Source organism: Ferruginibacter sp. HRS2-29 (assembly GCF_024343615.1).
Classification (GTDB): domain Bacteria; phylum Bacteroidota; class Bacteroidia; order Chitinophagales; family Chitinophagaceae; genus Ferruginibacter.
On sequence record NZ_RJUB01000124.1, the window covers coordinates 63,245 to 78,101 of the forward strand.

The 14,857-nt window shown below is 43.7% G+C and carries 9 protein-coding genes; 3 read left to right on the forward strand and 6 right to left on the reverse strand.

Features of this window, described 5'->3' with window-relative positions; translation table 11 throughout:
- Positions 1-145: 145 nt before the first annotated feature.
- Positions 146-1,975, reverse strand: coding sequence for an aspartate--tRNA ligase (gene aspS / locus EGI32_RS12575; protein WP_255155711.1), 1,830 nt, complete (start codon positions 1,973-1,975; stop codon positions 146-148).
- Between the two features lie 150 nt (positions 1,976-2,125).
- Here aspS and EGI32_RS12580 point away from each other — a divergent pair, with 150 nt between their 5' ends.
- Positions 2,126-2,536: a DoxX family protein gene (locus EGI32_RS12580; RefSeq protein ID WP_255155712.1), complete on the forward strand. Its 411-nt coding sequence runs from the start codon at positions 2,126-2,128 to the stop codon at positions 2,534-2,536.
- 248 nt (positions 2,537-2,784) lie between these two features.
- On the opposite strand, the gene EGI32_RS12585 is transcribed toward EGI32_RS12580, so the two are convergent.
- The gene (locus EGI32_RS12585) at positions 2,785-3,126 is read right to left on the reverse strand and encodes a TfoX/Sxy family protein (protein WP_255155713.1); all 342 of its coding nucleotides are present in this window, start codon (positions 3,124-3,126) and stop codon (positions 2,785-2,787) included.
- A gap of 140 nt (positions 3,127-3,266) precedes the next feature.
- Between EGI32_RS12585 and EGI32_RS12590 the strand changes: the two genes are divergently transcribed.
- The gene (locus EGI32_RS12590) at positions 3,267-9,074 is read left to right on the forward strand and encodes a carboxypeptidase-like regulatory domain-containing protein (RefSeq protein WP_255155714.1); all 5,808 of its coding nucleotides are present in this window, start codon (positions 3,267-3,269) and stop codon (positions 9,072-9,074) included.
- Between the two features lie 64 nt (positions 9,075-9,138).
- On the opposite strand, the gene EGI32_RS12595 is transcribed toward EGI32_RS12590, so the two are convergent.
- From EGI32_RS12595 to EGI32_RS12610, 4 genes are all read right to left on the reverse strand, one after another.
- Entirely contained in the window at positions 9,139-10,269 is a 1,131-nt protein-coding gene (locus EGI32_RS12595) for a glutathionylspermidine synthase family protein (RefSeq protein WP_255155715.1), read from the reverse strand.
- A gap of 131 nt (positions 10,270-10,400) precedes the next feature.
- A complete protein-coding gene (locus EGI32_RS12600) occupies positions 10,401-10,751 on the reverse strand; it encodes a hypothetical protein (protein WP_255155716.1) in 351 nt (116 codons plus the stop codon).
- Between the two features lie 146 nt (positions 10,752-10,897).
- Positions 10,898-11,236: a hypothetical protein gene (locus EGI32_RS12605; protein ID WP_255155717.1), complete on the reverse strand. Its 339-nt coding sequence runs from the start codon at positions 11,234-11,236 to the stop codon at positions 10,898-10,900.
- A 123-nt stretch (positions 11,237-11,359) separates the two neighbouring features.
- Positions 11,360-13,267 (reverse strand): SPFH domain-containing protein, encoded by a 1,908-nt coding sequence (locus EGI32_RS12610; RefSeq protein WP_255155718.1) that lies wholly within the window; start codon positions 13,265-13,267, stop codon positions 11,360-11,362.
- A gap of 551 nt (positions 13,268-13,818) precedes the next feature.
- Here EGI32_RS12610 and EGI32_RS12615 point away from each other — a divergent pair.
- Positions 13,819-14,772 (forward strand): hypothetical protein, encoded by a 954-nt coding sequence (locus tag EGI32_RS12615; protein WP_255155719.1) that lies wholly within the window; start codon positions 13,819-13,821, stop codon positions 14,770-14,772.
- Positions 14,773-14,857: the final 85 nt, after the last annotated feature.

The window sequence follows — 14,857 nt, forward strand, 5'->3', positions numbered from 1 at the left end:
AATGATCATCGAAAGGATAATTAGTAGACTGAATATTATGGCAAGCTTACGGTTCATGAAAATTGTCTGATTATAAAAAACCTCCCGGAGTTACCGGGAGGGCTAACATATGCTTGATTGATTCAATGCAGAGCGTTGTTATATATCAGGCTTTCAGATCCAGTTTTATCTGCAGCTCATCAAACTGTTTGTCGTCAATGGTGCTTGGAGTATCGATCATCACATCACGCCCGCTGTTGTTTTTCGGGAACGCGATGAAATCGCGGATGCTTTCGCTGCCCCCAAGGATAGAGCAAAGCCTGTCGAAGCCGAATGCGATACCACCATGCGGCGGTGCGCCATATTCGAAAGCCCCCAGCAGGAAGCCGAATTTGTGCTGCTGTTCTTCTTCATCCATACCAAGCGCCGCAAACATTTTCTGTTGCAATTCTTTCTGGTAAATACGGATGCTGCCACCGCCGATCTCGTTTCCGTTCAATACCATATCGTACGCGTTCGCCTTGATGTTGGCATAAGGATGTTTCAGGTATTCCGCAGGATTTTCAATCACCGGATTATTGTTGATCATCGTTTCGATATCGCTCGGTTTCGGCGATGTGAACGGATGGTGACGTGCTACCCAGCGGTTGTCGTCTTCTGCGTATTCAAACAGCGGGAAATCCAGTACCCACAATAGTTTGAATTCATCAGCTTTGCGCAGGTCAAGCTTGGTACCCATGTACATACGCAGGTCGCTGGCGGCTTTACGGGTTCTTTCTTCCGCCCCTGCCACGATCAATATGAGGTCCCCCGCTTTTGCGTTGGCCGCTTCCGCAATGGCTTTTAATTTTTCTTCGGAATAAAATTTATCTACGCTGCTCTTGAAAGTGCCGTCAGCATTACATTTGATGAATACCAATCCTTTCATGCCCACCTGCGGGCGTTTAACCCACTCCGTTAGTTCGTCGGTTTGTTTGCGGGTATATTCGCTGCAACCCGGCGCTACGATAGCGATCACTGTTTCCGCTTCATCAAATACTTTGAAATCCACCCCATCAATCAGCGATGAAATGTTTTGCTGCTGCGGGAATGTATAAGAGGGGAATTTCAGGTTGGTCAGTTTCATGTCAAAACGGATATCCGGTTTGTCATTGCCATACGTCCACATCGCATTTTCCCAGGTCATGCGTTCCACCACATCGGTATAATCGATATTTTTTACATCTTTAAAAATACGTTTCACCAGTCCTTCAAACATGTTGAGGATGTCTTCCTGTTCTACAAAACACATTTCACAATCTATCTGGGTGAACTCCGGCTGCCTGTCGGCACGAAGGTCTTCATCGCGGAAACATTTTACGATCTGGTAATAACGATCGTAACCGCTTACCATCAATAGCTGCTTGAAAGTCTGCGGGCTTTGCGGCAACGCGTAAAATTGACCTGCATTCATGCGGCTGGGCACCACAAAATCCCGGGCACCTTCCGGCGTGCTCTTGATGAGGAAAGGGGTTTCGATGTCCATGAACCCGTTTTCATGCAGGTAATTTCGTGTACTCCTTCCCGTTGCATAACGCAGCTCGAGGTTCTTTTTCACCGCATTCCTTCTGAGGTCGAGGAAACGGTATTTCATCCTGAGGTCATCGCCGCCATCGGTATCATCCTGGATGGTGAACGGCGGGGTCATGGATTTGTTGAGTATCCTGAAAGTGGTGACCAGCAATTCAATTTCGCCGGTAGGGATATTATTGTTCTTATTGCTGCGCTCGTTGACGGTGCCTGTTACCTGCAAAACAAATTCGCGTCCCAATGGGTTGGCATCCAGTTCGGCATTGAGGCTTTCCGAAAAAAGTAATTGGGTAATGCCATAACGGTCCCTCAGATCCACGAAAGTGATCGATCCGAATTTACGAACTGTCTGAACCCATCCGGCAAGGGTTACTGTGGTGTTGGTGTCGGCTATCCTTAACTGGCCGCAGGTGTGTGTACGAAACATCTTTTAGTATTAAATTAGTCAGCAAAGATAAAGTTTGCAGGGTTTATAGGGAAATATTGATTTTCGGGCTGAGAAGAATGGCGCAAACGCGGGTGTGCAGCTATTTTGCGTGAAAAAGAGTCAATCATGTGGTCATTTAAATTTCACGGAATGATTTTTTTCAACAATACCTTCCTGCTGCGGCTTGCCGTGGCTGTGATCCTGCTGGTGCACGGATTGGGTGGCATGTTCAACAATGGCGTACACGATTTCGGTAAATTTTACCTGGATCAGCAGGGCTTTGCGCCGCTGGGTGTTCCATTGGCCTGGGCCATCAAAATTTCGCATGTGGTGGTTGCTGTTTGCCTGTTGGCGCAAAAACTGGTGAAGTGGGCATGTGCCATTACCATCATCATCCTGGTGGCGGGCATCATCATGGTGCATTATCCCGAAGGTTGGTTTGTGGTAGGCGGAGGAAGGAATGGTGTGGAATTTAATTTCCTGTTAATCTTCGTGCTGTTGACGATCATGTTTCCTGGCGGAGCGAAGAGCAATGTTACGAAGCAAAAGGATTTTGTATAAAAGGGCAGCTGTGCAATCGGAACACAACCCGTACCTACGGCACGGAAAAAATAATAAATTATTTTTCTACCCATACCATGTTCCTACGGAACATTCACATCCGGGTTCTATGGAACATCTGTAATCCGGTATGTTCTGTAGGAACATGGTGTGGGTAGAAACGATGAAATCGTTTCAATTCGTGCCGTAGGTACGATGTGTGGAAGGCTCAACAAATATTGAAATTCAAAAAAGAATTGGTCAGAAAATCATTTCCGCGAAGCCTTCGCTTTTTTATTAAAATCAAGACATAGCTTCATCCAGTAATCAAAATCTTTTTTCGATTTGTAACCAACAGGATGCACATAACAATACCCGTTCAATTGCTTCCCTTTCATGATCATCGGCCCGAAACCATTTCTTTCGGCAATAACTTCCAGCAACTCCGGATCAAAACGGCACATTATATTTTCGCCGCTTACATTCACACACATTTTCCCGTTTACCATAAAACAAAGCCCGCGGAACATTTTTTTCTCCTCCACTTTTAATCCCGGAATGCCCGACAAATGATTTCGTATCTTTTCGGCCAGCTGGAGATCGTATGCCATGATGATTATTGTTGTTCAAACATTGTGATTGCAGCATGAAGTTCTGTTTTTTTCTTAAATAATAAATTTCATGCAGCCTTTACGCGTAAATTTCCCTCTGTTGAATATTACCCGCATTCATTTACCCTTTTAACCTGTTTATGAGAATATTTCTGTTCGTATTGTTATTGTTTTTTTCCCTACCCGGGTTTTCGCAGAAAGATCTCAGGAAGTTACGTACTGCCAGCTGGCAGGCCTTCGCGTATAAGATATCTGCAGCTGAAGCGGAGCAATACATGAAATGGGATTCGATACCGATGGAAAGATTTGAAGAAGCTGTTCCGGTGATGACCTTCCACGCGGATTCTATTGATGAATCAACACTTCCTGTCGGCAATTATGTGATCATGCGTACCAGGGAAAGTTATGTGCAGGCCGATCTTTTAAATATCAGCGATCTGCGGCTCATCACCATCAACAACCGTTATCGCGTGCAGCTGGATGTGCGCAACAAAGAAGGACAACCGGTAGAGAAGGTGAGGATGTTCATGGATAATAAAGAATTGATGGCCGATCCGTCTTCAAAAACCTTCTGGTTGAAAAACCGAAAAAAAGACGAGGCGGTGATAAAAGTGTATACCGCTACAGATACACTTTACACGGCGATAGAGCTCAATGATGATCAATATATCAAGCCGGTTTCTGAACAGATAAGAGAAAATTATCATCGTACAAAAATTTACAGGGTATTGAATTGGGTTCCCCGGCAATTGAGTCTTTTATTCAGGCATAAAAATGCGAAGGAGAAATATTTCTCTATGAACGGGTATATGATCTTTAATCAGCCGAAATACAAACTTGGAGATACGGTCAGATTTAAAAGCTATCTTTTGGATAACAGGTCAAAACAATACAATAAGAGTATAGATATCTATCTTGAGTATTCTCATCAGGGAAAAAATGTTGAACAGTTGCTCACACGCCTCAAACCAGCTACGCCAGGAGCTTATTTCAGCGAATTCGTATTAAGGGATACGTTGGTTTCAGGCATAAAATACAGGTTGATATTTAAAAATACCGCGGGGAAAAATCTGATGACGGGAGATTTTAAAGTGGAAGATTATGTGTTGGATGAGATTAATTCCACCAGCTTCCGGTCGGAAAAACCAACTTATTACCGGCAGGATACACTCCGTTTTTTTGCCTCCGCCAAAGATGCCAATGGATTGAACGTATTGGATGCCGATGCGGAATTGCTGCTTGAGACATCGGGAATAAATGAAACCTACCAGGACACGGTTTTTGTGCCGGATACGCTATATCGGCTGAGGACAAAACTTTCTGCAGATGGCGATACAAAATTCGTAGTACCGACAGGTATTTTGCCAAAGGCGGATCTTTCTATTCGTGCGGTTTTGCGATTTATCAATTCCAGCAATGAGGTGCAGGAAAAAACGGAGTCTGTCATTTACCAGTATTTCAGCAGGCAGATATTTGCGAAGCAAAAAAATGACAGCGTCTATGTCGCATACCTGGAGAATGGCGAGAGTGTGCCTGTATCGGGAATAATGCAGGCGGGGGATCAAAAGGAAGAGCCGGTAAATTTTCCGGCCACCATAAAAATTAACGGCCTCGCGGAAACTTATCAGTTTAGGTACAAAGCAGGCAGTTCGTTCGGTAACACATTCGAGCCTTCCCCGTATCTTGTTGGGTTTAATCGCATCAGCAGCGCTGATACGCTTGGGTTCATTTTGGATAACCCATACCAGGTGCCGGTTTATTATACAGTACTGGATGGACAAAAAATTATTGCCACTGGCAGACAATCGGATAAAAGTATCCGTTGGATAAAGATCATGAGTGACCGCCGGCAATATTACAGCGTGCGCTGGCAATATATGTGGAACGGGCGGGAGAAAAAAGAGGAGACTTCCATTGGGTTATTGTATAAAATACTGGCTGTAAAAATCGATGCAAAAGATAAAATATTTCCCGGTGAGAAGGATTCTGTAAAAGTAACTGTAACCGATTATAAAGGAAGGCCCGCAGCAGATGTGAACCTTACTGCAGTGGGGTACAACAACCAATTGAGCAAGGATATCAAAATAAAAGAACCCGGCTACCGGGTGACTTACAGAGGGAAAAAATATATTGAGTATCCACCTTTTGAACAAACCGAACTGGATCTTCCTTATTCTTCTGACCTGCTGGCAAATAATAAAAAATGGATCAAAAAATTCGGGCTCGATAGTATGCTGTATTACCAGTTTTTATTTCCTCCAAATGGTTTTAAGGATGAGATGACCTTACTCCACGATTTTATTCCGCAGGTGTCCGTAAATCTCGTGAAAGATGGCCTTCTGCAGGAAATTTATTTACTTCATATCAACCGGCAGTTCAGGTATTACAACGGTGTTACGGATACTTCCAGATACGCTTTCGAAGTATACCCTGGGTATGCACAGTTTGTGATCCGTACCAAAGACCAGGAGATAAAACTCGACAGTATTTATATACAGCCTGGTTTCAAACACGATCTTGTGTTCGACCTGGATAACCTTCCCGCAAATTCAACCGTAAAAAACGTTACTTCATATTGGAGCAAAGATGAAATGCAGTTGCTCGAAAACAGCATCTGGCGGCTGCGTGGCAAGGAAATGCCCGGCGCTTCTGTGTGGCAGGGTAGAAACGTATCTGTATTGAATGGTGGCGATCTGCATATACTCGGACCATTCGAAAGAGATAGCCTGTATTTTTTCGATTCTACAAAATTTGATATCGCTTTCAAATTTGAACCAGGGTATGAGTATAGTTTGTCAAAAAAAGTGACACGCCTTGAAAAAAGAAATTTTTTCGTCTCACAGGAGAATAAAATTTATCTGCCTGTTGTAAGATACCCGCTGCTTAAAATTGGCGATACGCTTATGTTTCCGCCTGTGATCCGTTTTGCGCCGGAGAAAATGTCCACATTTTTGAGAAGCCTTAGAGTAACATCCGGGTTCACGTATGATTTTCATAGAGCAGGTACGGGCAAACTGATGATCAAGGTTCCCCGCGATTCAACCATAAGATATGTTATACTTAAGCATGCTGATAGCAGTAAAGCGATCATCATTTCCAATATGTATAGTTACACAGTTTTTAACCTCGATCCCGGACAATATCGCCTGTTACTTGTTACGTGGAATAATTCTATCGCCGAAAAGAATGTCGCTATAAGTGTCAATGGAACGGAGGTGGAGGATATGCGCCATCCCATATTTTCCGCGGCGAATGCTTTGCTTGAACAGCTGTATGCAGATGCCGCCCGTGAAGAAGAGTTGGCAAGGCAAAAAGACGATGAACCGATCCGGCCGGTTGAAAAACCAGTTTCGCTGATGCCTTCGGGAATGATCGTTTCGCCAGGTGGGGGTACAACTCTTACGGTGAATGTTATAGATGGAAGGTCTGGTGGCCCGATACCTTTTGCACTGGTGACCTTCGAAGGATATAAACCTTCAGGCATTACCGATCCGCAGGGTAATTATTATTTTTCAAATCTTAAAAAAGGCAATTACACGTTGGTGATCTCTGCAACAGGTTACATGGCAAAAAAAGTAAAGCTTGATATTAACAATGAATTACCCGTAAAAATAAATGTGAGCCTGCTCATCTCATCACAATCATTGCAGGAAGTGGTAGTCACTTCTTTGGGCATACAACGCCAAAGAAAAGATCTGGCATATTCTGTCTTAACTATTTCAGCTTATGGGTTCGACATCGGTACCAATATAACACAAAGCTTGCAGGGAAGAGTTGCCGGCTTGAATATAACATCCGTTAACAATGGATTTTTCGATAGCGTAAGGATCAATCTTCGAGGAATAAGAAGCCTTACAGGAAACCCGGATCCTTTACTGATCATTGATGGCATCATAACACCAATGGGTGCGCTGGGGAGTTTGAATCCTGAAGAAATTGCAGAAATGCTCACGCTGAGTGCTGCGTCAGCTTCTGCGATATACGGTCCTGAAGCAGCCAATGGAGCAATTGTGGTGACCACAAAAAGAAAAACAGACCGGAAAATTTTTCGCGATTATGCTTTCTGGCAGCCTAATATGATCACAGATAAAAATGGAAATGCCTCGTTTGAAATTACCTACCCGGATAACATCACCGGTTGGAAAAATTACGTCTTTGCGATGGATAAAAAGAACCGCGTCGGGAAAACGTATATGCTGACCCGATCCTACAAACCAATGGTGGCACAGCTCAACATGCCATTGTTCCTCACCGAAGGGGATAGTTGTTACGTGGTTGGTAAAGCATCTAATTATACGGAAGATAAATACAGCATCTCCACGTCATTCAAACTGAATGACCAGCTGTTGTCGGAAAATAAAACGGATCTTTCTCCATCCGATGCGCATATCGATCAGCAATTGATCCATACTTCCGGAAAAGACACTTTGAGCATCGGCTACGAACTCAAAAGTACTACCGGGTTTAAGGATGGGGAGGAAAGGAAACTGCCTGTATTGAAAAAAGGGACGGAAGAAACCGTGGGTGATTTTTGGGTGTTGCAAAAAGATACCGCGGTGAATTTTAAATTGTCGCCCAATGCATCAGGGCTGAATATTTATGCGCAAAATAACACGCTGGATGTATTGCTGGATGAGCTCGAGCATCTGAAAAACTATCCTCATCAATGTATGGAGCAAACCACTTCCAAGCTGAAAGGCCTGGCGTTGAAAAAACAGGTATACGGACTTTTGAAAAAAGATTTTACCGAGCAGAAGTTAGCGGATCAGTTGCTGGCCAAAATACAGAAGGCACAGTTGTATGATGGAGGCTGGTCGTGGTGGCCTAATGGTAAAGCAAATTTTGAAGTGACGAATTATATCCTGCAGGTATTGTTGAGCTACAGGAGCAATCCTTTGGTGGAAACCAATATCAGGAACGGTTTCCTGTATCTTCAGAATCTGCTCCCATCATTGAGAAAAGACCGGCTGATGGCTGCGCTGTTCACTTTAAGTGAGGGCCAACACGAAATGAATTTTGAAACCTGGCTCAAAAAGATCAATGCAGATTCTATCGGGATGTATGCAAAATGGCAAAAACTGCGGATCATGCAGCGGCAAAAAATGGCGCACGCTTCCCTGCTGGAAGAACTGATGAGCAGGAAAAAGTTATCCATCTTGGGAGGGATCTATTGGGGCGAACAAACCTACAACTGGTCGAACAATGAAATAGCGACTACGGTGCTGGCCTTTAAAGTGCTGAAGGAAGAACCCGGTTTTGAAAGGTCGACAGGTGGTATCATCCAGTATTTTTTAGAAAGGAGAAGAAGCGGCTATTGGGCAAATACGGTAGAGTCGGCAAGTATCGTTGGCGCCATTTTGCAGGATGCGCTGGATACCCGGACTGATATAACAAAACCAGCGATAGTAAGTGTTTCAGGAGACACGGTGTTTAACATCAACAAATTTCCTTTTGAGATCAAATGGCGGAATACAGGTATCAGGAATCTGAATTTTGATAAACGGGGCGGCGGAATAGTTTATCTCACCGCTTATCAAAAAATGTTTGTAGCTGATCCGCTACCAGTGACAGATAATTTTATCATCAACACTTATTTCCTTAAGAACGGACAAAAGCAACAGGTAATAAAATCCGGCGAGAAAATAAAAATGGTGGTGGAAGTGAATGTGCTCAAAGAATCGGAATATGTGATGCTGGAAGTGCCGATACCGGCGGGTTGTATCTATTCGGACAAAAATGACCAGAACTGGTATGAATATCGGGAAGCCTCCAAAGACAAAGTGATGATCTTTAAAGAATTTTTAGGCAAGGGCATTCAAACATTTGAAATAGAACTGGCGCCGAGATATAATGGGGTATACAATATCAATCCGGCCAAAGCGGAGCTGATGTATTATCCTACATTTTTTGGAAGGAATGAAATGAAAAAAGTGAATATCAAACCTTAAAGAAAACAGGAGTAATAAAAAACGGGCCGTGATGAACAGCCCGTTTTTTATTGAATAAATTTTGTCAAACGATCAGGTGAGGAATAAACCTGCTTTTATTATCTGTGATGAGGCTTTTTGCTTCGCGGATACCCATTCCTGCCGGTTCCTGTCCGATCACCCAGCTGCCGATGACAGGGAAGTTGTCATCAAAATCAGGTAGTTCGAATAGTTCCTGGTAGATGAAACCTTCTTCACCATATTCGCCGTCGCTTTTTTCGATAGTGCCATAATGTTTCACCACTTCTATGTTGGCACCTTCTCTCGAAAGGATCGGTTTTTTTACATAATCCTTCATGCCGTTGTTCTCAAAATAAGCGGGCAGGAGGTATTCGTTGTTGGGAAATAGTTCCCATAATACCGGTAGTATCGCCTTATTCGACAGGATCATTTTCCACGCAGGTTCAATCCAGAAAGCCTGGTTACTGTCGGCTAAAATATTTTTACCAAAACTTTCATTCGCCAGCCATTCCCAAGGATAGAGTTTGAAAATATTGGTGATGGATTCGTTTTCCATGTCTACAAACTGCGAGGTTTCTGCTTCCCAGCCAATATCGTCGATGAATACAAGTTTGGTGTCAAGTCCTCCCTGGATGGCACAATCCCGCATATACTCGTTGTTGGTAAGGTCTTCGAGCGTTTCTTTGAGGCAGGTGAAATGCAGCTTGCCGGGGTTGAGGTATACTTTAAGATACTTCCAGTAAGCGATCAGCTTTTCATGAATGCTGTTGAACTGATCTTTGCTTTTGTCAAAGTCCTGCAGCCAGAACCATTGTACGATACCGGCTTCATACAAACTCGTAGGCGTATCGGCATTGAACTCCAGTAATTTCACCTGGCCGTTTTTAAAGCAAAGGTCGAAGCGTCCATAGATGGCAGGATGATCATCGTTCCAGGTTTTTTCAATGTATGGAATAAATTCCTGCGGAATGTGAAACTTCGGATACAACTTGTTGTCGATCACGTGTTGCACTGCTTCGAGGCACATTTCCCAGAGGGCTGTGGTAGCTTTTTCGAGCTGGTCTATTTCACCGGAGGTGAATGTATAATAAGCAGATTCATCCCAGTAAGGCACATCGCTGGTATGAAAACCGAAGCCGAGTTTTTCTACGGCGCTTTGCCAGTGGTTGCGGGGAGTTGTATTGATGCGATTCATAAAATGTATGATGTGAGATGTATGATGTGTATTATCTAAGATCTATGATTTGGTGATGTATGATCTATGATCGGCTCCCTAACGAGGGAGGAGCATAGATCATACATCACCAGATCATACATCATAGATTATTATCCGCCTACACTATAGCCGCTTCTTCCAAATCCGCCCCTGGTTACGCTTCCTTTGAAACCATTGGAGCCGATGTTGGAACGCTGGGAAATGGCGCTGGAATAATATCCTGCCCTGGTATAATTTCCGTTGCTGTAATTGCCGTATGGGCGAAAGGCATAATACCATAGAGCAGCCGTTAGCAGGCCGTTTCCACCGTGGCCGTAATGGGTGCGGGTGTATGGAGCAGTGCTGTCGCCACGAACGTATGTTTTGCTCCCTTCTCCCCATTCGGGTTCTTTTTTCTTCTGATTGCAACTTGCCAAAGCTGCCGTGATGAGAATGAGCTTAACGGTACTACTTTTTTTCATTCGTTATTTTTTAAGTCAATAGTGAATAGCCAATAGTCAAATCTGCGAAGGTTTAAAGTGAATCCAAAGTATGTATATCCAGCGCTAATGGATAATCGATAAAAAATTAAGACCTCATATTTTCACTATTCACCATTGACCATTCACTATTTTATTGTAATAAATATTTCATAATCCTTTTTCACTGTTACCTTCTTCGTATCGCCGTCACTGTTTTCCGCTTCTTTGGTTTCCATGCCGAGCGCCGGTACAGTGTCGCGGTATTCTACATGTTTAAATTCGCTGTTGTGAACCCATACCGTGTGTTTGGTCAGCAGTATGTCGTGTGTACTGTCGAGGTGTTGAACGGTTACGGATGTTTCAACAGATCCGTTTTTATTTACAGCGTTGGTAATATCCTCATTGTCTTTTTTCTTACAGGCAGTAAACAATGCTATCGCAATGATCATCGGGCCGGATAATAAAAGAAGCTTATTTAGTTTCATCGTTGTTGTTTGTAAGTTGAAATTAAGAATGAATAATTAATAATGAATAATTCTTTCGGAGCGGTATGCTTCTTTAAATTAGAATCTCATTCGATCTAATTCTTAATTATTCATTCTTAATTATTAATTGTTTTCCGTTTTCTTCTGATCCATCATTTCCATCAACTTCATACCCAGCAAGCCATTGATGCCGCCATCGGTACCTGTACCACCGCCGATGAGGATATCAGGGATCACTTTTATCTGGCCTTTACCTATTTCTTCGGTGATCTTATATCTCGTAAAATTATCACCACCCATCGCTTTCACCTGCAGTTCGTAGGCTTCCGCGGTGCTTTTACCGATCGCCATGATCTTTTCCGCTTCTGCCAGACCGGTCTTGCTAATCTTTTCGGCATCGGCGCTGGCATTCAGTTTGGTGGCTTCGGCCTGCGCACCTGCCCTTGCTTTGGTCGCTTCCGCTTCAGCGTTCGCACGCATTTTGGTGGCAGTGGCTTCTGCGTCTACCTGCAATTTCAGGCTATTCGCGTCACCTTCCGCTTTTTTCACGGCTGCATCTGCGGTGCGTTGTGCGATCTCCACACTTTGCTGTGCCTTCACGATCTCTTTCTGCATATCCGCGATGGCGGTTTCTTTTTCCATTCCCTGACGTTTTTCCTGAGCCATACGCTGGGTGCTGTAGGTTTTTTCTTCTTCCTGGGCGATCTTACGGTCTGTAAGCGTTTTCATCAACGATTCCGGTGGAACGATATCTCCTATCAGGGTATCCACGGCATTCACGTTGTATTCATCCAGCACTGTTTTCATATTTTCCTTTGCCGCCTGCTGTCTTTCTTTACGCGTGCTTAAGAATGCGATCACATCGCTGTCCTGCGCCGAGTTACGGAAATAGTTGCCGATAGTGGGTTCCAATACCTGGCTCACCAGGTTGTTCATGCTACCAAAACGTGCGATCACTTTCGGCGCCTCATTGGCCGGGATATGTATGATCTGCGATACATCGAGATTGAACGGGAAACCATCCTGCGAACGAACCGTGATTGTAGAAAGATTTTTATCCAGCTGATGCGATTCGCTGCGGGTGTTGGCCCAGTTCAACACAAGGTTGGTGGTGGGTACAAGTTCCACTTTCATGATGTATTTATTGAAAGGATATTTGCCCGGCCCGTAAGGTTCCATCCATACACCGCGACTTCCTTTGCTCACGATATTACCATGTTTGAAGCTTTCGCCGGTGAGGTCTTTTCCATCCTGCCCGATGTAGGAGATCACCACGCCAACATACCCGATCGGAACATCCGTCATCGGCACTTCTTCAATCTGTATCGCCCATGGGTTGATGTTGTAACTACCAGCCAGTATGATGGAAGGCTGCAAACCACGGTTACCATCATTCTTCAGGAAAGTATCGAAATCCTGGAAGTTGTTATGGCCGTCGATATATTTACCGGCGATCTGTCCTGATTCGATGGGGTGCCCATCCAGCGAAGTAACGATCCCCACCATGTTCTCATGTATGATCACCATATCGGCGATCGTGATAGTGAAGGCATACGTGTTGATACGATAAGTACCTGCAGTGATGTAAGCAGTCTGGCGGCCTTTTTGCCCACCGTTTTCCAGAAATTTCTTAGCATCCTGGAAATTATCGCTGTCCACTTTTCGGCCGAGGATCGCACCTGTAGGGATCTCTGCACCATCATTCGAAAGTATCAACCCTATCTTACCTTCAGGAATAACGGCAAACGGTTGCATATCTACGCCGTATTGCCACGGCCACATGCCCCAGTAAAGTCCGGGTGCCAATGCCTGCGCCTGGAAACCAGCTTCGCCTTTGGTGGCGATGATCCTGCCATCCGGTAATTCGCGGTTGGCGCCAAAAAGCACGAATTTTTTAGTAACGAGCCCGATCCTGTTTTCCGGTACGATCACCATCCCGAAAAATACCCTCAATATGAATTTGTAAAAAATGAGTGATAACAGGATGACGATCACCCACCAGTACTGAGCCAATAATTGTTGTGTGTCCATTGTAGTGTTGATTTATTAGGGTTTGTTGAAATTGTGTTTGTTGCCGGATGCTGGTTGTTCCTTTTGATTGTTATTCGCTAATATCTTCGCTACGATATCCATTATCCATTATCCATTATCCATCATCGGCCTCCGGCCTTCCTCAAAGGAAATGATTTATCGTTGAATATAATCAATCGGTTGACCGCATGGAGAAACAATTTACCAAAAGGTAATTCTGCGTTGTTACAGCTGTAAGCGGAAGAGAAAATAGGAGGGTGGTTTTACTCTCTGGCGATAGTTAAAAAGCGCAGAAGCAATAAGATGGTACATTTGTCATGGGAGCCAGGCTCCGTTTAAATTTGAAGTGCTAAGGTATAGCGGGGGCGGATATTGTGCAATAAAATCGGAGTTGAGCGGGACTTGCGTTCATACGAATGGTAAAGTATGTGTGATGAACGGCAAGTAAGTCAATAGTGAATTGTGAATAGTCAAAGCTTGTTGTTTTATTCTGTGAATGGAGGTTGGATTATCTTGTTTATTATTGTTTTTTGTAAAAAAATGTTATCAAAATGTCATTACTTCATATTCCGTCGGAGAAAAAGAAGCTATCTAAAAAAGATGGCCCGCTCGAAAAAGAGACGAGGCGTTTCAACCGGCTGGTGAAAGAAATAGAGGAATTGCAAAAATCCAGCGAACAGCATAAAGCGGAGGACGAGTTGTACCACAAACTTTTCCTCGAAAAAGTTCATCCGATGCTGATAGATGTGTCTAAAGCCCAGGTGAAATTTATCGCTAAACTGGAAAAGATATTTTATGCTGAAAAATTTCCGAAAAACGTTGAACGTGATTTTATCGAATTTGCCATACCCATTTTGCAGGATGCCGCTATTTATTCCGATGAGGCGAAAACAATGCTGGGTAATTATTTGCAATGGCAGGCATCGTTGGTTTCGAAGCAGGAGAAGCATCCTGTAGCTGCGCAGCCTGAATCAGAAGATGAACTACCACAGGGAGATATCATCAACGAAGAGGAAACTGAATATAAAAATATCCCTGACCTGGATAAAAAATCGGTAACGGAACTCTACAAAGAACTGGCAAAACAGGTACATCCCGATCTGGAACGCGATGAAACATTGCGGCAGCAAAAAGAACAATTGATGACAGCGCTCATTGAAGCCAAAAACAAAGAAGATATTTATTCGATGCTGATCATCCGTCAAAAAGCCGCGGAAATAAACAAAGAAGAAGGTCCGGAAAATCCTTACACATTACAGCTTTTGAAAAAATACAATGCTTCGCTCAAAAAGAAGCTGGAAGGGATAAAAAGAGAAATTCAGCAATCGGTTTTTTCCAGCTTTCATTCCAAAGAAGAATTTTTTGCCCATGGCAAAAAGAAACAAACGGTGGAAACCCGAATCCACCTTCAGCAAAAAAATCTGAAAGAACTTCAGGATAATCTTGAGGAAAATACCCGTATCATCCGGAACGGCCAACAACTCAAACAACTGCTGAATCAATAAAAAAAGCGGCTCCAGGAGCCGCTTTCAAATTGCTGATCTTATGAACCTGCTAAAAACATAAAACCTTCGAAGGTTTCACCATTGA